Origin of the sequence: Pseudomonas sp. 3MA1, assembly GCF_029237275.1 — a bacterium.
In the GTDB taxonomy this organism is placed as follows: domain Bacteria; phylum Pseudomonadota; class Gammaproteobacteria; order Pseudomonadales; family Pseudomonadaceae; genus Aquipseudomonas; species Aquipseudomonas fluorescens_AP.
The window spans coordinates 1-18,431 of sequence record NZ_JAACFX010000008.1; the positions used below are offsets into that span (position 1 = coordinate 1).

The 18,431-nt window shown below is 63.0% G+C and carries 15 protein-coding genes and 1 pseudogene; 11 read left to right on the forward strand and 5 right to left on the reverse strand.

The window, feature by feature from the left end:
* Nucleotides 1–129 precede the first annotated feature (129 nt).
* The 3 genes and pseudogenes from GWQ44_RS20685 to GWQ44_RS20695 form a co-directional block, all read right to left on the reverse strand.
* Nucleotides 130–771, reverse strand: a pseudogene (locus tag GWQ44_RS20685) (heme ABC transporter ATP-binding protein); the annotation flags it as partial.
* Nucleotides 771–1,754 (reverse strand): iron ABC transporter permease, encoded by a 984-nt coding sequence (locus GWQ44_RS20690; protein WP_177435199.1) that lies wholly within the window; start codon nucleotides 1,752–1,754, stop codon nucleotides 771–773. The gene GWQ44_RS20690 and the pseudogene GWQ44_RS20685, both read right to left, overlap by 1 nt.
* A gap of 50 nt (nucleotides 1,755–1,804) precedes the next feature.
* Nucleotides 1,805–2,680, reverse strand: a complete 876-nt coding sequence (locus GWQ44_RS20695) for an ABC transporter substrate-binding protein (protein WP_275928184.1) — start codon at nucleotides 2,678–2,680, stop codon at nucleotides 1,805–1,807.
* A gap of 219 nt (nucleotides 2,681–2,899) precedes the next feature.
* Between GWQ44_RS20695 and GWQ44_RS20700 the strand changes: the two genes are divergently transcribed.
* Nucleotides 2,900–3,217 (forward strand): Rieske (2Fe-2S) protein, encoded by a 318-nt coding sequence (locus GWQ44_RS20700; RefSeq protein ID WP_047306136.1) that lies wholly within the window; start codon nucleotides 2,900–2,902, stop codon nucleotides 3,215–3,217.
* Here GWQ44_RS20700 and sfsA read toward each other — a convergent pair.
* Together sfsA and GWQ44_RS20710 are read right to left on the reverse strand one after the other, a co-directional pair.
* A complete protein-coding gene (gene sfsA / locus GWQ44_RS20705) occupies nucleotides 3,214–3,927 on the reverse strand; it encodes a DNA/RNA nuclease SfsA (protein WP_275928185.1) in 714 nt (237 codons plus the stop codon). The genes GWQ44_RS20700 and sfsA overlap by 4 nt on opposite strands.
* Nucleotides 3,927–5,099: a pyridoxal phosphate-dependent aminotransferase gene (locus GWQ44_RS20710; protein ID WP_275928186.1), complete on the reverse strand. Its 1,173-nt coding sequence runs from the start codon at nucleotides 5,097–5,099 to the stop codon at nucleotides 3,927–3,929. Before GWQ44_RS20710 ends, sfsA begins: the two co-directional genes overlap by 1 nt.
* A 342-nt stretch (nucleotides 5,100–5,441) precedes the next feature.
* Between GWQ44_RS20710 and dksA the strand changes: the two genes are divergently transcribed.
* The 10 genes from dksA (at nucleotide 5,442) to pgi (ending at nucleotide 18,343) form a co-directional block, all read left to right on the forward strand.
* Nucleotides 5,442–5,882 (forward strand): RNA polymerase-binding protein DksA, encoded by a 441-nt coding sequence (gene dksA, locus GWQ44_RS20715; RefSeq protein ID WP_011063504.1) that lies wholly within the window; start codon nucleotides 5,442–5,444, stop codon nucleotides 5,880–5,882.
* A 110-nt stretch (nucleotides 5,883–5,992) separates the two neighbouring features.
* Nucleotides 5,993–6,889 (forward strand): tRNA glutamyl-Q(34) synthetase GluQRS, encoded by an 897-nt coding sequence (gene gluQRS, locus GWQ44_RS20720; protein ID WP_275928187.1) that lies wholly within the window; start codon nucleotides 5,993–5,995, stop codon nucleotides 6,887–6,889.
* A 77-nt stretch (nucleotides 6,890–6,966) separates the two neighbouring features.
* Nucleotides 6,967–7,143 (forward strand): hypothetical protein, encoded by a 177-nt coding sequence (locus tag GWQ44_RS20725; protein ID WP_003176118.1) that lies wholly within the window; start codon nucleotides 6,967–6,969, stop codon nucleotides 7,141–7,143.
* Nucleotides 7,127–10,081, forward strand: coding sequence for a sensor histidine kinase (locus tag GWQ44_RS20730; RefSeq protein ID WP_161799193.1), 2,955 nt, complete (start codon nucleotides 7,127–7,129; stop codon nucleotides 10,079–10,081). Before GWQ44_RS20725 ends, GWQ44_RS20730 begins: the two co-directional genes overlap by 17 nt.
* Nucleotides 10,082–10,103: 22 nt before the next feature.
* Nucleotides 10,104–11,531, forward strand: coding sequence for a sigma-54 dependent transcriptional regulator (locus GWQ44_RS20735; protein WP_199010923.1), 1,428 nt, complete (start codon nucleotides 10,104–10,106; stop codon nucleotides 11,529–11,531).
* A 744-nt stretch (nucleotides 11,532–12,275) separates the two neighbouring features.
* On the forward strand, nucleotides 12,276–13,673 hold the full coding sequence (locus GWQ44_RS20740) for a polynucleotide adenylyltransferase PcnB (protein ID WP_047306141.1): 1,398 nt from the start codon (nucleotides 12,276–12,278) through the stop codon (nucleotides 13,671–13,673).
* Nucleotides 13,674–13,676: 3 nt separating this feature from the next.
* Nucleotides 13,677–14,156, forward strand: coding sequence for a 2-amino-4-hydroxy-6-hydroxymethyldihydropteridine diphosphokinase (folK, locus tag GWQ44_RS20745; protein WP_275928188.1), 480 nt, complete (start codon nucleotides 13,677–13,679; stop codon nucleotides 14,154–14,156).
* A 395-nt stretch (nucleotides 14,157–14,551) separates the two neighbouring features.
* Nucleotides 14,552–15,352, forward strand: coding sequence for a 3-methyl-2-oxobutanoate hydroxymethyltransferase (gene panB / locus GWQ44_RS20750; protein WP_275928189.1), 801 nt, complete (start codon nucleotides 14,552–14,554; stop codon nucleotides 15,350–15,352).
* The gene (panC, locus tag GWQ44_RS20755; protein WP_016967442.1) at nucleotides 15,349–16,209 is read left to right on the forward strand and encodes a pantoate--beta-alanine ligase; all 861 of its coding nucleotides are present in this window, start codon (nucleotides 15,349–15,351) and stop codon (nucleotides 16,207–16,209) included. Before panB ends, panC begins: the two co-directional genes overlap by 4 nt.
* A gap of 469 nt (nucleotides 16,210–16,678) precedes the next feature.
* Nucleotides 16,679–18,343, forward strand: a complete 1,665-nt coding sequence (pgi, locus tag GWQ44_RS20760) for a glucose-6-phosphate isomerase (RefSeq protein WP_047306143.1) — start codon at nucleotides 16,679–16,681, stop codon at nucleotides 18,341–18,343.
* Nucleotides 18,344–18,431 lie beyond the last annotated feature (88 nt).

Here is an 18,431-nt window from a genome sequence, read left to right on the forward strand (position 1 = left end):
CGGGCTTTAAGCCCAGGCAACCGTTCGGACTAATTTAGGAAGGAACCTGCCTCGACCCATGCTCACTCACGATCTCGAAATCCGAGGGCACCGCGATCTGAGGCAGGTAGAAATTAGCTTACAAGGGTGCCCGCCTTCCAGCAGCAACACCCGATCACAGTAGCGCGCCGCCAGATTCAGGTCATGGAGAATGATCAGCACCGCGACGCCCCGATCGGCAAATGCCCGAATGGCCTGCAAGGTCACGTGCTGGTGCAACGGATCGAGGGCCGAAGTGGGTTCGTCCAGCAGCAAATGATGCCCGGCCTGGCCCGGCCACAATTGCGCCAGGACCCGTGCCAGGTGCACCCGCTGGCGCTCGCCCCCGGATAACGCCAGGTAGCTGCGCCCTCGCAGGTGAGCCACATCGGCGGCTTCCAGGGCCGCATCGACTATCTGCGCGTCACGCACGCGGCCGCTCTGATGAGGCAGGCGCCCCAGCGCCACCACCTCCTCGACCTGAAAGGCAAAATCCAGACTCGACGCCTGGGGCAATACCGCCAGACGTTGCGCCCGCTCCGCCCCCGGCCATTGCGCCATCTCCTGCTCATCCAGCAACACCCGCCCCTGATGCGCCGTCAGCTCACCGCTCAAGACCCCAAGCAGGCTGCTTTTACCGGCACCATTGGGACCCAGCACCCCCAGCACTTGCCCGGGCAGCAGTTGCAGATCGATCCCCGCCAGCACCTCTTTACCCCCGCGCCGCACATGCAGGTTCTCGACTCGCAACATCAGGCACGTCCTCGCAGCAACAGGTAGAGAAAGAACGGCGCACCGATAAAGGCGGTGACGATTCCGATGGGCAACTCGGCCGGCGCCAGCGCCAGGCGCGCCACCAGATCGGCCAGCAGCAACAGACTGGCCCCCGCCAGGATCGAAGCCGGCAGCAGGGTTCGGTGATCCGGCCCCGACAACAGACGCACCAGATGGGGCACCACCAGGCCCACGAAACCGATCATGCCTGCCGCGGCCACGGCGGCGCCCACGCCCAGGGCGGTGCAGAACACCAGCTCCCGCTTGAGCCCCTCGACATCGATGCCCAGGTGCCTGGCTTCTGATTCGCCCAACAGCAGTGCATTCAACGCCTTGGCCCTGCGCGGCAACCACAGGGCCACCAGCACCGTCACCAGCAACAACGGCCACAGGCGCTGATAGCTGGCACCGTTGAGACTGCCCAGGTTCCAGAAGGTCAGGGTACGCAAGGTCGCGTCATCGGCCAGATAGGTGAACAAGCCCACCGTCGAACTGGCCAGGGCGGTCAGGGCGATCCCCGCCAGCAGCATGGTCGCCACGTGAGTCTGGCCATTGCGCCGGCCCAGGCGATAGACCAGCGCCGTGACCCCGAGCCCGCCGAGAAAGGCGCAGAGCGAGAGCAGGTAGGGAGCGATGGCTTCCGGCACGGCGCCGAACATCGAACCACCGACAATGGCGATGGCCGCCCCCAGGGCCGCCCCACTGGATACGCCCACCAACCCGGGATCAGCCAAGGGGTTGCGAAACAACCCCTGCATGGCCACGCCGGACAGCGCCAGCACCCCGCCCACCGCCAGACCGAGCAGGGTCCGTGGCAGGCGGATCTGGCCAAGGATCAACTCGGCCTGCTCCAGCCCCTGCCCATCGATAGGCGCGCCAAGCAGGCGCAAGGCGGCACGCAAGGTGTCGATCAAGGGCAGGCTGACCGGCCCCAGCGCCAGGGACAGCCAGATAGCCAGCACACACAGGGCACCAAGCCCGAGAAACAGCGTTCGCGGTTTGACCAGGCGGTTCATTGGGCCAGCTTGGCCTGAGGGTAGAACGCCGCCGCCAGGCGTTTCAGGCTATCCGGCAGACGCGGGCCCAGGCCGCCCACCAGCAAGGTCGGATCCAGCTCCACCACCCGCCCGGCCTTGGCCGCGGCAGTGGAGGCCAACACCGGGCTTTCCTTGAACAGCGCAGTGCGGGCCGCGTCGCCACTCAGGCTGCGGTCGGAGAACACCAACACCTGAGGATTCAGTCCCGCCAGGGATTCCGCCGAAAACGGCTTGTAACCGCTATGGGTCGCCAGGTTGCGCGCCCCGGCCTGTTGCAACAGCCAGTCCGCAGCCGTGTCCTTGCCGGCGATCAGCGGCTTGCCTCCCGCGTGCCCCAGCAACAGCAGCACTCCGGGCGCCGCCTGCTGCTCCTGCGCCCGTGCAATCCAGGCCCGCTGCTGCTCAAGACGCTGCTGATAGGCGCTGAACAATTGTCCGGCCTGATCCTCGCGCCCCAGCAATTGCCCCAACTGGCGCAAAGTACGCTGCAAGGTCGGCAGGTCGGCCTGTGCAGAAAACAGCTCGACCTTGACCCCGGCACTGCGGATCTGCGCCAGCACCGGCGGCGGGCCCATTTCTTCAGTACCCACCAGAATGTCCGGACGCAGGCTGAGAATGCCTTCCGCCGACAGCTGCCTTTGATAGCCGATGCTCGGCAACGACTTGAGCGACTCCGGGTGCTGGCTGGTGGTATCGACCCCCACCAGCTTCGACTCCGCCCCCAGGGCCGTCACCCATTCGGACAAGGCGCCCCCGGCACTGACCCAACGCTGCGGCAACTCCTCGGCGGCGGCCCACGGGCTCAGCAGCAGTGCGACCCAGAACGCGAGGGCGCTGGCACTCAGGCGCATAAGTAGATTTCCTTTGATAGCAGTGGGGCCCGCGAAGCGACTGTCCATGTGACATGCCAGACCGAACTGGCATCGAAAGGAGCAAGTACCCCGTTCCGGGCGAGGCGGCCATTTGATAATTGTTTTCATTTAGCCGTCAAGCGCCGACATGTTTCATCCTGCCGTCAGCCAGAAACGGTGACCGCCCGGGCCCAGAGCCCCAGGAGCAAGAGGATAGCCATGAAATTTCTTTGCACCGGAAGCGAGCTGCCCGAGGCTGGCAGCCGCGGTTTCCAGCTGGAGGGCCTGAAGCTGTTTGCCGTGCGTCGAGCAGGCCAGGCTTACGTGTATGCCAACCGCTGCCCGCACCGCGGCGTCGCCCTGGAGTGGCAGCCCGAGCAGTTTCTCGACCCCAGCGCCAGCCTGATCCAGTGCGCCACCCATGGCGCACTGTTTCTGATTGAAAGCGGCGAGTGCGTGGCCGGCCCCTGCGCCGGCCAGTTTCTGCAGGCCATCGACTGCCGGGAAGACAGCCAAGGTATCTGGGTCGATCTCTAGCCCTGCAACCGCACGTCCAGACGCCGGTCAATGCACACTTCCTGCGCGGTCAGGCGCACGCCGTAGGCCAGTACCTCGACCCCGGCCGCCACCGCTTCGCGCAATGCGTCGGCATACCCCGGATCAATCTCCTCGGCCGGACGCACGGCATCGATGCCCGACAGATTGACGCAGTACAGCAACACCGCACGTACCCCTTCCCGGGCCAGGCTTGCCAGCTCACGCAAGTGCTTGGCACCGCGCTGGGTCACCGCATCGGGAAACGCCGCCACGGGCGAACCGTCGAATCCCAAGGTGACACTCTTGACCTCGACATAGGCCGGGCCATGCGGGTAATCCAGGCGAAAGTCGATGCGGCTGTTCTCCTGACCGTAAGGCACCTCGCGCTTGAGGCCGGTAAAGCCGTTCAGCTCGCTGATCAGCCCGGCCCGCAGCGCCTCCTCGACCAGTCCGTTGGCCCGCCCGGTGTTGACGCAGGCCAGTCGCCCCTGCGGGGTTTCACTGATTTCCCAGGTCCCCGGCAGCTTGCGCTTGGGGTCATTGGAGCGGCTGAACCACACCTGCCCGCCCTCGACCATGCAATTGAACATCGAGCCCGTATTGGGACAGTGAATGGTCAGCAACTCACCCGTGGCGGTTTCGATGTCCGCCAGGAAACGCTTGTAGCGCCGCAACAGACGCCCTTGCTCCAGGGCCGGATCGAAGCGCATCAGCCTTGCCAGCTCTGCAGACCGCGGGCAATGCGCGCCACGGCTTCTTGCAGGCGCGCCAGGTTCTGGGTGTAGGCGAAACGCACATGGTGACCGGCCTGATGGCGTCCAAAATCCAGGCCCGGGGTGAAGGCCAGGTGCTCGGTTTCCAGGAAGTGTCGGCAGAAGGCAAAGGCATCCCCGCCAAAGGCGCTGATGTCGGCGTACAGGTAGAACGCGCCTTCCGGCTCCACGGCGATACCGAAGCCCAGCTCGCGCAAGGCGGGGAGCAGAAAGTCCCGACGGCGACCGAACTCGGCGCGACGCTCCTCCAGCAGGCTGATGGTTTCCGGCTCGAAACAAGCCAGGGCCGCGTACTGGGCCATGCTGGGAGCACTGATGTAGAGGTTCTGCGCCAGCTTCTCCAGCTCGCCCACCGCCGCCGGTGGTGCCACCAGCCACCCCAGGCGCCAGCCGGTCATGCCGAAGTACTTGGAGAAACTGTTCAGGACAAACGCGCTGTCATCGACCTCCAGAACACTGGCGGCGTCCGTGCCATAGGTCAGGCCGTGATAGATCTCGTCCACCACCAGATGCCCATTGCGCGCCTTGATCGCCGCGGACAGACCCGCCAGCTCGTCGCGACTGAGAATGGTCCCGGTGGGGTTCGCCGGAGACGCCACCAGGGCTCCGACACTGTCCTGATCCCAATGGCGTTCCACCAGATCCGGGGTCAGTTGATAACGCACCTCCGGACCTACCGGCACCAGTTGCGCCGCACCCTCCACCAGGCGCAGAAAGTGCCGGTTGCACGGATACCCCGGGTCTGCCAGCAGCCAGTGCTTGCCCGGGTCGACCAACAGGCTGCTGGCCAGCAACAGGGCGCCAGAGCCGCCTGGAGTGATCATGATCCGCTCGGGGTCGATATCCAGGCCATAGCGCTGCTGGTAGAACCCCGAGATGGCCCCGCGCAGTTCAGGAATGCCCCGGGCCGCGGTGTAGCGGGTCTTGCCGGCACTCAGCGCGGCCTGCCCGGCCTTGATGATCGGCTCGGCGGTGGTGAAGTCCGGCTCGCCGATCTCCAGGTGAATCACATCGTGTCCCGCCGCTTGCAGCTCATTGGCGCGGGCCAGCAGGGCCATGACATGGAAAGGTTCGATAGCGCGACTGCGCGCACTGTAGGGCAGAGCCATTAGCCTTCCTTCATTACAAGGTGGGGAAGCAAAAAGTCCGATTCTACCCATCCCGAGAAGCCAGGGAGAACCCGGAGCCATTCACGCGGTCTGCTACCTTAGCCAACCGGCGCCAACAGAACCCGCAGATTTGACTAAAATCAATGATTGAACGAACCGTTCAACGGGCCGTGTCAGACTTTTCTCATCTCTATGAGCGATACACGACATAGGCTCGACAACCGGGAGTAGCGCGCTCTGGTTTGATCTGGTAAGTTCGCCCGCTTGCAGCCGCAGGGCCGGCAAGTGTCGGAGATGGAGCAATCCTGCGCAATGGATTACAAGAGTAGAGGCGGTCCATTCATGCCCACCCAAGCAAAGCAACAGATTCAATCGATCAGCGGTTTTGAACCTTATGTTGAAACTGCGGGCGAAGAGTACATGGGCAAGCCCATGCGCGAACACTTCACCAAGATCCTGAACAAGTGGAAACAGGACTTGATGCAGGAAGTCGACCGCACTGTTGATCACATGAAAGACGAAGCGGCCAACTTCCCTGATCCGGCTGACCGTGCCAGCCAGGAAGAAGAGTTCAGCCTCGAACTGCGCGCCCGCGATCGCGAGCGCAAGTTGATCAAGAAGATCGACAAGACCCTGCAACTGATCGAAGACGAAGAATACGGCTGGTGTGAATCCTGTGGCGTCGAGATTGGCATCCGCCGCCTGGAAGCCCGCCCAACCGCCGACATGTGCGTCGACTGCAAGACCCTGGCGGAAATCAAGGAAAAACAGGTCGGCAAATAATCGCCGGCTTAACCTGAAACGGAGCGTACCCACGCTCCGTTTTCGTTTCCGCCGCCCTCTAGGAGCGAGCTCGCTCGCGCAAGCGATCCCCCGGAACATCGTCACCTTTCATGACTGCCTCCACATCCTCCGCGTACATCGGGCGCTTCGCCCCCACTCCCAGCGGCTATCTGCATTTCGGTTCTCTGGTTGCCGCGCTTGCCTCCTATCTTGATGCCCGCGCCGTCGGCGGCCGCTGGCTGCTGCGCATGGAGGACCTTGACCCGCCCCGAGAAGAGCCCGGTGCCCAGGCGGCGATCCTAAAGGCGCTGGAAAGCTACGGTTTCGAATGGGACGGGCAGATGATCCGCCAGAGCGATCGCCACGACGCCTATGCCGAGGTGCTCAACCGCCTGTTCAACCAGGGCCTGGCGTATGCCTGCACCTGCTCGCGCAAACAGCTGGAGCCCTATCACGGCATTTACCCGGGACTGTGCCGCAACCTCGGCCACGCCCAGGACGACGCCGCGATCCGCCTGCGGGTACCCGAACTGGAGTATCGCTTCGTCGACCGGGTCCAGGGCGAGTACCGTCAGCACCTGGGCCGGGAAGTCGGGGACTTCGTGATCCGCCGCCGCGACGGCCTCTATGCTTACCAACTGGCCGTGGTCCTCGACGATGCCTGGCAGGGCATCACCGATATCGTGCGCGGCGCCGACTTGCTGGACTCGACACCGCGCCAGCTGTACCTGCAGGAACTGCTGGGCCTGCCCCAACCGCGCTATCTGCATGTGCCGCTGATCACCCAGCCGGACGGGCACAAACTGGGCAAGTCCTACCGCTCGCCGCCGCTGACCGAGGATCAGGCCCCGCCCCTGCTGCTGCGCGCCCTGCGGGCACTGGGCCAGACGCCACCGGCCGACCTCGATGGCGCCAGCGTCGCGCAGATAATGGCCTGGGGCATGGCCCACTGGGATGCCGCCCTGATTCCACGCACACTGAGCGTGCCGGAAGCGCAATTGCGCTGACGCCCCTTGCAGCTTGGCGCCCATCCGTTACCATCGCCGCACGTTTTCGGGCACGCACACAATAAAGAGAGGCCGAGATGTACATCTATCGCTTGGTCCTGCTCCTGGTAGTGGGGATCTATCTGTTTTCCCCCGCCATCATGGATTGGTGGATCGATGCTACTGGCGCCTGGTATCGCCCGTATCTGCTCTGGCTGATTCTGATCGTCGTGACCTTCATCCTGCAGAGCCAAAAAGATGCCGATGAGCTTTAGCCTGACCCAGATGATCCTGATCAGCGCCGCCTACTTGCTGGTGCTGTTCGGGGTGGCCTGGATCAGTGAGCGCGGCATGATTCCGCGCTCGATCATTCGCCACCCACTGACCTACACCCTGTCGCTGGGGGTCTATGCCAGCGCCTGGGCCTTCTACGGCACGGTGGGCCTGGCCTATCAATACGGCTACGGCTTTCTCTCCAGCTACCTGGGGGTGTCCGGGGCCTTCCTGCTGGCGCCGGTGCTGCTCTATCCGATCCTCAAGATCACCCGCACCTACCAGCTGTCGTCCCTGGCGGATCTGTTCGCCTTCCGTTTCCGCAGCACCTGGGCCGGCGCCCTGACCACCATCTTCATGCTGGTGGGGGTCCTGCCCCTGCTGGCCTTGCAGATCCAGGCGGTGGCCGATTCCATCGGCATCCTCACCCATGAGCCGGTGCAACACCGCGTGGCGCTGAGCTTCTGCGCGCTGATCACCCTGTTCACGATTTTCTTCGGTTCCCGGCACATCGCGACCCGGGAAAAACACGAAGGCCTGGTGTTCGCCATTGCCTTTGAATCGGTGATCAAGCTGATCGCCATTGGCGGCGTCGGCCTCTATGCGCTGTACGGGGTCTTCGATGGGCCGCAACAGCTGGAGCTCTGGCTGCTGCAGAACCAGACCGCCCTGGCCGCGCTGCATACGCCGCTGCAAGAAGGCCCATGGCGCACGCTGCTGCTGGTGTTCTTCGCCTCGGCCATCGTCATGCCGCACATGTACCACATGACCTTTACCGAAAACCTCAACCCCCGCGCCCTGGTCAGCGCCAGTTGGGGCCTGCCGCTGTTCCTGCTGCTGATGAGCCTGGCAGTGCCGCTGATTCTCTGGGCCGGACTCAAGCTCGGCGCCACCACCAATCCGGAATACTTCACCCTGGGCATCGGCATTGCCGCCAACAGCCCGGCCCTGGCCCTGCTGGCCTATGTCGGCGGCCTTTCCGCCGCCAGCGGCCTGATCATCGTCACCACCCTGGCCTTGTCGGGGATGGCCCTGAACCATCTGGTGCTGCCGCTCTATCAGCCGCCGGCGGAAGGCAACATCTATCGCTGGCTGAAATGGACCCGTCGCGCCCTGATCGTCGCCATCATCATGGCCGGCTACGCCTTCTACCTGCTGCTGGGGGCCGAGCAGGACCTGGCCAACCTGGGAATCGTCGCCTTCGTCGCCACTCTGCAGTTTCTGCCCGGGGTGCTGTCGGTGCTGTACTGGCCGACCGCCAACCGGCGCGGTTTCATCGCCGGGCTACTGGCCGGGATCCTGGTGTGGCTGGTGACCATGCTGCTGCCGTTGATCGGCAACCTGCAGGGTTTCTATATCCCGCTGCTGAACATGATCTATGTCCTCGACGACACCAGCTGGCACATGGCGGCCATCGCCTCGCTGGCCGCCAACGTGCTGATGTTCACCCTGATCTCGCTGTTCACCAATGCCAGCAGCGAGGAAGCCAGCGCCGCCGAAGCCTGCGCCGTGGACAACGTGCGTCGCCCGCAACGACGGGAACTGCATGCCGCCTCGCCCCAGGAATTCGCCACCCAACTGGCCAAGCCGCTGGGCGCCAAGGCCGCGCAAAAGGAAGTGGAACAGGCCCTGCGCGACCTCTACCTGCCCTTCGACGAGCGTCGACCTTACGCCTTGCGGCGCCTGCGTGATCGCATCGAAGCCAACCTCTCGGGCCTGATGGGACCCAGCGTTGCCCAGGACATGGTGGAAACCTTCCTGCCCTACAAGGCCGGCGGAGAAAACTACGTCACCGAGGATATCCACTTCATCGAAAGCCGGCTGGAGGACTACCACTCGCGCCTGACCGGCCTGGCAGCCGAACTCGATGCCCTGCGTCGCTACCACCGGCAAACCCTGCAGGAACTGCCGATGGGCGTCTGCTCCCTGGCCAAGGACCAAGAAATCCTCATGTGGAACAAGGCCATGGAGGAGCTGACCGGCATTCCCGCGCAACACGTGGTGGGCTCGCGCCTGAGCACCATCGCCAACCCATGGAAGGATTTGCTGCAAGGCTTCATCAACCTGCCGGACGAACACTTGCACAAGCAGCACCTGGCCCTCGACGGCCAGACCCGCTGGCTGAACCTGCACAAGGCCGCCATCGACGAGCCTCTGGCCCCGGGCAACAGCGGCCTGGTGCTGCTGGTGGAAGACCTGACCGAAACCCAGACCCTGGAAGACAAACTGGTGCACTCCGAACGCCTGGCCAGCATCGGGCGCCTGGCCGCCGGGGTCGCTCACGAGATCGGCAACCCGATCACCGGTATTGCCTGCCTGGCGCAGAACCTGCGGGAAGAGCGCGAGGAGGACGGCGAACTGACGGAAATCAGCGAGCAGATTCTCGAACAGACCAAGCGCATTTCGCGCATCGTGCAGTCGTTGATGAGCTTTGCCCACGCCGGCAGCCACCAGCACAACGACGAAGCCGTGTGCCTGGCCGAAGTCGCCCAGGATGCCATCGGCCTGCTGGCCCTGAACCGGCGTAATTTCGAAGTCCAGTTCTTTAATCTGTGCGATCCCGACCACTGGGTCGATGGCGATCCTCAGCGCCTCGCCCAGGTCCTGATCAACCTGCTTTCCAACGCCCGCGACGCCTCCCCTCCCGGCAGCGCGGTACGCGTCAAGAGCGAGGCTTTCGAGCACACGGTCGACCTGATCGTGGAGGACGAAGGCAGTGGCATTCCGAAGAACATCATGGACCGATTGTTCGAACCGTTTTTCACCACCAAGGACCCTGGAGAAGGCACCGGACTGGGCCTTGCGCTGGTCTATTCCATCGTTGAAGAGCATTATGGACAAATCACCATCGACAGCCCGGCCGATCTACAGAGCCAGCGCGGCACCCGTATCCGGGTGACCTTGCCGCGTCATGTCGAAGCGACGTCCGCTGTGAACTGAGACCGTCGAGAGAATTGAATCAATGCCGCATATTCTGATCGTCGAAGACGAAACCATTATCCGCTCCGCCCTGCGCCGCCTGTTGGAACGCAACCAGTACCAGGTCAGCGAAGCCGGCTCAGTGCAGGAAGCCCAGGAACGCTTCAGCATCCCCACGTTCGATCTGATCGTCAGTGACCTGCGCCTGCCGGGTGCTCCGGGCACCGAACTGATCAAGCTCGGCCAGGGTACTCCGGTGCTGATCATGACCAGCTACGCCAGCCTGCGCTCAGCCGTGGACTCGATGAAAATGGGCGCGGTGGACTACATCGCCAAGCCTTTCGACCACGATGAGATGCTCCAGGCCGTGGCGCGAATCCTTCGGGATCGGCAAAGCGCCGAGAACCCCGCGCCAGATCGCCCAGCGGGCAAGGCCGGGGCGACGGCAGACAAGGCCGTGGCCGGCAACAGCAACGGGGAAATCGGCATCATCGGCTCCTGCCCGCCGATGCAGGACATGTACAGCAAGATTCGCAAGGTCGCGCCGACGGACTCCAATGTCCTGATCCAGGGCGAATCCGGCACTGGTAAAGAGCTGGTGGCCCGGGCGCTGCACAACCTGTCCAAGCGCGCCAAGGCGCCGATGATCTCGGTGAACTGCGCCGCCATTCCGGAAACCCTGATCGAATCCGAGCTGTTCGGCCACGAGAAAGGTGCATTCACCGGCGCCAGTGCCGGTCGTGCCGGCCTGGTGGAAGCGGCGGACGGCGGCACACTCTTCCTTGACGAAATTGGCGAACTGCCGCTGGAAGCCCAGGCCCGCCTGCTGCGCGTGCTGCAGGAAGGCGAGATCCGCCGTGTCGGTTCGGTGCAGTCGCAAAAAGTCGACGTGCGCCTGATAGCGGCAACTCACCGCGACCTCAAGAGCCTGTCGAAAATCGGCCAGTTCCGTGAAGACCTCTACTACCGCCTGCACGTGATCGCCTTGAAACTGCCAGCCCTGCGCGAGCGAGGTGCCGACGTCAATGAAATTGCCAACGCCTTCCTGGCCCGACAGAGTGCCCGCATCGGTCGTTCGGACCTGAGATTCGCCGCCGACGCCGAACAGGCGATCCGTCATTACTCCTGGCCGGGGAACGTGCGTGAGCTGGAGAACGCGGTCGAGCGAGCGGTGATCTTGTGCGAAAGCCCGGAGATTTCCGCGGACCTGCTGGGCATCGATATCGAATTGAGCGACCTGGAAGACGACGACTTCGTCGGCCTGGCGCCACAGCCGGGTAACACCAGCCACGAACCCACAGAAGACCTGTCCCTGGAAGACTACTTCCAGCACTTCGTGCTTGAGCACCAGGACCACATGACCGAGACCGAGCTGGCACGCAAGCTGGGAGTCAGCCGCAAATGCCTGTGGGAGCGGCGCCAGCGTCTGGGCATCCCGCGTCGCAAGAGCGGGGTGGCCAGCGAAAGCTGAACCGAGGCTGTCGAATGTGCGGGTGACATTCGACAAAATGAAAAAAACTGTTACCCACACCATCAGACGTAACAAAAGCCGGGGCTAAAGGTAACGAAGCCCCGGTTTTTTTTCGTCTGAATAACAGTGCCATAGGCGCCTAACCCCTTGTTTTACTGGGGATCGTAAAAGTTGGCACGGCACCTGCTATATGTTTGGTACAAGAACAATAACAAGCAATGCACAAGACAATAAAAATAAGACGAATCGACTCACGCACAATAAAAACAACACGGCGGAGGCGCAGCTAACTGATTCTTTTGGAGAGGCGTTGTATTTGGGGCTTGCCCCGCAACCAGGCCGAGAACAACAAAAACTGCCCTAAGGCAGAGCCTGAACTGGTTGGATCGAAAGGTCATTGCAACTCAGCGATCAAAGCAATCCGTTTGCTCTTGGCTCCCGATTGGGAGCGTCACACTGGGTAAACCAGGTGACAAGGGCGATCAACAAAAACAAGAAGCCCAAAACCAATAATAAAAATAGAGCACGCAACTATTCTGGGGGAGCTTCGGCTCCCCTTGTGGTTTGCGCCATTCGTATTTTCCCCCGACAACACCCACGCAGCCCCAGCAACTCGCGGTTTTGCGCAGGCCGACACAAGTCGCGGCAGCTTCCTACACCATCCTTCGACTAAATGCTAGAATCCCGGCCCATCATGCGGTCATTCTTCGTTTTGGCCGAACATTCCTTCAAACAGTGCATCCCATGCTGAAGAAGCTGTTCCAGTCATTCCGTTCTCCCTTGCGTCGTACGCAACACCAACGCAGCACCCCTGAAGTGCTCAATAGCAGCCAACATTCGCTGCAACGCGCCCAGTTCAGCCGGTATGCGGTGAATATCGTCGAGCGCCTGCAGAACGCCGGATACCAGGCTTACCTGGTGGGCGGCTGCGTGCGCGACATGCTGCTCAACATCACCCCCAAGGATTTCGACGTCGCCACCAGCGCCACACCGGAACAGGTCAAGGCCGAGTTTCGTAACGCGCGGATCATTGGCCGTCGTTTCAAGCTGGTGCACATTCACTTCGGTCGCGAAATCATCGAGGTCGCGACCTTCCGCGCCAACCACCCGCAAAACGATGACGATGAGGACAGCAACCAATCCTCGCGCAACGAAAGCGGGCGAATCCTGCGGGACAACGTCTACGGCACCCTGGAAGAAGACGCGCAGCGCCGTGACTTCACCATCAACGCCCTGTACTACGATCCGGTCAGCGAACGCATCCTCGACTACGCCAATGGCGTACACGACATTCGCAACAACCTGATCCGCCTGATTGGCGATCCCCGCCAGCGCTATCAGGAAGATCCGGTGCGGATGCTGCGTGCCGTGCGCTTCGCAGCAAAACTGAACTTCGGTATCGAAAAGCACACCGCCACGCCGATCCGTGAACTGGCCCCCATGCTGCGGGAGATCCCCTCGGCGCGCCTGTTCGAGGAAGTGCTCAAGCTGTTCCTCTCCGGCTACGCTGCCGACACCTTCGAAATGCTGGTGGACCTGCAACTGTTCGATCCGCTGTTCCCGGCCAGCGCCGAAGCCCTGGAATACAACCCGACCTACACCCACACGCTGATCAGCGAAGCCCTGATCAACACCGACTTGCGGATCAAGCAGAACAAGCCGGTGACCCCGGCCTTCCTGTTCGCCGCCCTGCTCTGGCCCGCCCTGCCGGCCCGAGTGCTGCGCCTGCAGGAACGCGGCATGCCGCCGATCCCGGCCATGCAGGAAGCGGCTCACGAGCTGATCGCCGAACAGTGCCAGCGCATCGCCATTCCCAAGCGCTTCACCATGCCGATCCGCGAGATCTGGGACATGCAAGAGCGCTTGCCTCGCCGCAGCGGCAAGCGCGCCGACCTGCTGCTGGATAACCCGCGTTTCCGTGCCGGCTACGACTTCCTGCTGCTGCGGGAAAGCGCCGGCGAGCAGACCGATGGCCTGGGAGAATGGTGGACCGATTACCAGGACGCCAACGATGCCGAACGTCGCGACATGATCCGCGAGCTGAGCGGCAAGGAAGATGCCAGTGGCGCCCCGCGCAAACGCCGACGCAGCAGCGGCGCCAAGCGCAAGCGTGCCGGCGGTTCCAACGCTTCGGGCGAATAGTGGATGGAACGTGTCTACATCGGTATGGGCAGCAACCTGGCTGCCCCTGAAGCTCAACTGCGCAGCGCCATCGAGGCCCTGGCGCAGTTGCCCGCCAGCCAGCTGCACGGCGTCTCGGCCTTCTATCAAAGCAACTCCCTGCTCCCCGGCCAGCCGCGCTACACCAATGCCGTGGCGGCGCTGGACAGCCACCTGGAGCCCCTGGCGCTGCTCGATGCCCTGCAGGCGATCGAAAACCAGCAGGGGCGCGAGCGCAACGAGCGCTGGGGCCCGCGCACCCTGGACCTGGACATCCTCCTGTTCGGTGACCGCCTGATCGACGAACCCCGTCTCAAGGTGCCGCATTACCACATGCACGCCCGCCCCTTTGTCCTCTATCCCCTGGCGGAACTGGCCCCTGCCGAGTTGCAACTGGCCGACGGGCGCACCCTCAAGGCGCTGCTCGATGCCTGCCCATTTGTCGGCCTGGAACGCCTGGGCTGATCGCTGAAACGGATCAGTAACGGCGGTAACACTCCCGGCGTAACAAGGCGGTAACACATCTAATTGACTTCCCGAGTCCTCATCACGACTATAGGCGTCCCGTTGCCGCCATCCCGGCGTTAAAGGGCGCAATTCAAGCGAGGCTTGTTCGCGGCGACCCCAGGAAACGTTAGGCCAAGGCGCTTGTGTAACGGCGGCGGCACCCGCTGGTACAGAGCACCTTCTGGGCACAGAATGATGTGCGCAACAGCGCCACGACGAGTCCTGGCAGCACTTTCAAATCGCTTGGAACCAGGCTGTATAAGCACGACAAAAGACCGTGCGCCTGAATAACGAAGAATCACGCGCGTTACTCGCAGTAGTTTCCAAAGCGCCTGAAATGAGGACCCCTTTTCATGCCAGACATCACTCTGACCACCCTGCAAAGCCTCAAGCAGAAAGGTGAAAAAATCACCATGCTGACCTGCTATGACGCGACCTTCGCCCACACCTGCTATGAGGCCGGTGTCGAAGTCCTGCTGGTAGGCGACTCCCTGGGCATGGTCTTGCAAGGGCACGACAGCACCCTGCCCGTCAGCAACGCCGACATGGCCTACCACGTCGCAGCGGTCAAACGCGGCAACAACGGGGCACTGATCCTCGCCGACCTGCCGTTCATGTCCTACGCCACCCCCGAACAAGCGCTGAGCAGTTCCGCCCAGCTGATGCAGGCCGGCGCGCACATGGTCAAGATCGAAGGCGCGGCCTGGCTGGCCGAATCGGTTCGCCTGCTGAACGAACGCGGTGTTCCGGTGTGCGTGCACATGGGGCTGACGCCACAGACAGTGAATGTCCTGGGCGGCTACAAGGTCCAGGGGCGCAACGAGAGCCAGGCGCGGCAGATGCGTGCCGACGCCATCGCCCTGGAACAGGCCGGTGCGGCCATGTTGCTGCTGGAATGCGTGCCCAGTGAGCTGGCGACGGAAATCACCCAGGCGGTGAAGATCCCGGTGATCGGTATCGGTGCCGGCAGCGCCACCGACGGCCAGGTGCTGGTGCTCCACGACATGCTGGGCCTGTCCCTGAGCGGCCGCTCGCCCAAGTTCGTGAAAAACTTCATGGCCGGCAAAGACAGTATCCAGGCGGCCTTGAGTGCCTACGTCACAGAAGTCAAAGCCGTTACCTTCCCAGGCGCCGAACACGGGTTCTCTGCATGAATACAGTTAAAACCGTGCGCGAATTGCGCGCCGCGGTCGCGCGCGCGCGCAACGAAGGCAAGCGGATCGGTTTCGTGCCCACCATGGGCAACCTGCACAGCGGCCACGCCGCGCTGGTGACCAAGGCCGCTCAGCGCGTGGATTTCGTGGTGGCCAGCATCTTCGTCAACCCGCTGCAATTCGGCGCCGGCGAAGACCTGGACAAGTACCCGCGGACCCTGGCCGCCGATCAGGAAAAACTGCTCGAAGCCGGCTGCCATCTGCTGTTCGCCCCCAGCGTCGAAGAAATGTACCCCGACGGCATGGCCGGACAGACCCGGGTCAGCGTGCCACAACTCTCCGAAGGCTTGTGCGGTGCCAGCCGTCCCGGCCATTTCGAGGGCGTGGCCACCGTGGTCAGCAAGCTGTTCAACATGGTCCAGCCCGATCTGGCGGTATTCGGCCAGAAGGACTACCAGCAACTGGCGGTCATTCGCGCCCTGGTGCATGACCTGAACATGCCGATCCAGATCATCGGCGAGCCGACCGTGCGCGCCGACGACGGCCTGGCCCTGTCCTCGCGCAACGGTTACCTGAGCCCAGAACAGCGTGCCATCGCCCCGGCGCTGTACCGGAGCCTGAACCAGATCGCACAGGCCATCCGCGGCGGCGAACGCGACTATCCGAAGCTGCTGGCCGAACAACAGCAGCAACTGGAAGCCGCCGGTCTGCGCCGGGACTACCTGGAAATCCGTCACGCGAAAAACCTGCGTCCCGCCACCGCCGAAGACCGTGATCTGGTGATTCTGGTCGCGGCGTACCTGGGTTCCACCCGCCTGATCGACAACCTGCATCTGGACCTCGATACACCGGCATAAGCCCCTGATTGCCCGAACCCCAACCTTCGGGCAAACTGCCGCCGGCTGGGGCCTGCAGCCATACTGCAAGCCCCGTTCGAGGACCCGACCGAGGAACGTCCATGCATGCCATCTTGCCCAAGGTGAAACCGAGCGGCTCAAGCCTCAACCGCACAGGTTGCATATGGCCCCCCGGGAATGCACGGGACCTTGCCAGAACCGGGCTCCCGACCCAGACCAGCCGATTCACCCCCTATTATTCCCACTGAAAGCCCCTTTGCCGCCCTGATTGGCTGCGCTCGTACAAAATAGTACCGGCCACAAGTCGGACAAAGCCAAGACAGAACAGCACGCCGGGGTTACTGTTATCGCCCTGGGTGATTAATCGAATCAGCACAGGGCTGAGCGAACGAGGTCCTTGGGACCACGCAGGACGTTCCAGGCTTTTCAGTGTCCAAAAGGCAGTTCAAGCAAAAGGAAAACCGCAGCGATGGCGTACTACCGCACTCCTCATGACGTTACCGCTCTGCCCGCCTGGCAAGCGTTGAAAGACCACCGCCAAGCCATGCAGGATTTCAGCATGCGCGAGGCGTTCAATGCCGATCCACAGCGCTTCAGCCAATTCACCCTGAGCAGCTGCGGACTGTTTCTCGATTACTCGAAGAACCTGATCACCAGCCAGACCCGCGACCTGCTGGTGAACCTGGCCAAGGAAGTCGGCCTGGCCGATGCCATCAAGTCCATGCTCACCGGCGAGCTGGTCAACGCCTCCGAAGGCCGCCCGGCCCTGCACACCGCGCTGCGTCGCCCGGTTGGCGACAAACTGTCGGTGAACGGCGTCAACGTGATGCCGGAAGTGCACAAGGTCCTGAACCAGATCACCGAGCTGGTGGGGCGTATCCACGACGGCCTGTGGCGCGGCTACACCGAAAAGCCCATCACCGACGTGGTGAATATCGGCATCGGCGGCTCCTTCCTCGGCCCGGAACTGGTTTCCGAAGCCCTGCTGTCCTACGCCCAGAAAGGCGTGCGTTGCCACTACCTGGCGAACATCGACGGCAGTGAGTTCCATGAGCTTTCGGCGAAGATCCGCGCAGAAACCACGCTGTTCATCGTGTCTTCCAAGTCGTTCAATACCCTCGAAACCCTGAAGAATGCCCAGGCGGCACGGGCCTGGTATCTGGCGCAAGGCGGTTCCGAAGCCGAACTGCATCGCCACTTCATCGCCGTGTCGAGCAACAACGCCGCTGCGGTGGCCTTCGGCATTCGCGAAGAAAACATCTTCCCGATGTGGGACTGGGTCGGCGGGCGCTACTCGCTGTGGTCCGCCATCGGCCTGCCGATTGCCCTGGCCATCGGCATGTCCAACTTCAAGGAACTGCTGTCCGGCGCCTACACCATGGACCAGCACTTCCAGAGCGCGCCGTTCGAGCAGAACATGCCGGTGCTGCTGGCTCTGCTGGGCGTGTGGTACGGCAACTTCTGGGGCGCGCAAAGCCACGCGATCCTGCCTTACGACCACTACCTGCGCAACATCACCAAGCACCTGCAGCAATTGGACATGGAATCCAACGGCAAGAGCGTGCGCCAGGACGGCACGCCGGTCGCCACCGACACTGGCCCGGTGATCTGGGGCGGCGTGGGTTGCAACGGTCAGCACGCCTATCACCAGTTGCTGCACCAGGGCACCCAGCTGATTCCGGCCGACTTCATCGTGCCGATCGTCAGCTTCAACCCGGTGGCCGACCACCATCAATGGCTCTACGCCAACTGCCTGTCCCAGAGCCAGGCACTGATGCTGGGCAAGACCCGCGCCGAAGCCGAGAACGAATTGCGCGAGAAAGGCCTGAGCGAAGCCGACGTGGCCAGGCTGGCGCCGCACAAAGTCATCCCCGGCAACCGCCCGAGCAACACCCTGGTGGTGGAACGCATCAGCCCGCGGCGCCTGGGCGCCCTGGTGGCGCTGTACGAACACAAGGTCTTCGTGCAAAGCGTGGTCTGGGGCATCAACGCCTTCGACCAGTGGGGCGTGGAGCTCGGCAAGGAGCTGGGCAAAGGCGTCTACAACCGCCTGGTTGGCAGCGATGAAACCCTGGCCGACGACGCATCGACCCAAGGCCTGATCAACTACTTCCGCGGCCGTCACCGCGGCTGATCGACCTTGCCTTCCCAGGAGCCGGCCAGTCCGGCTCCTGTCCGGGCCCCGGCCCTGGCTCTTGAACCTTCCTGGCAGTTGTGCGCAC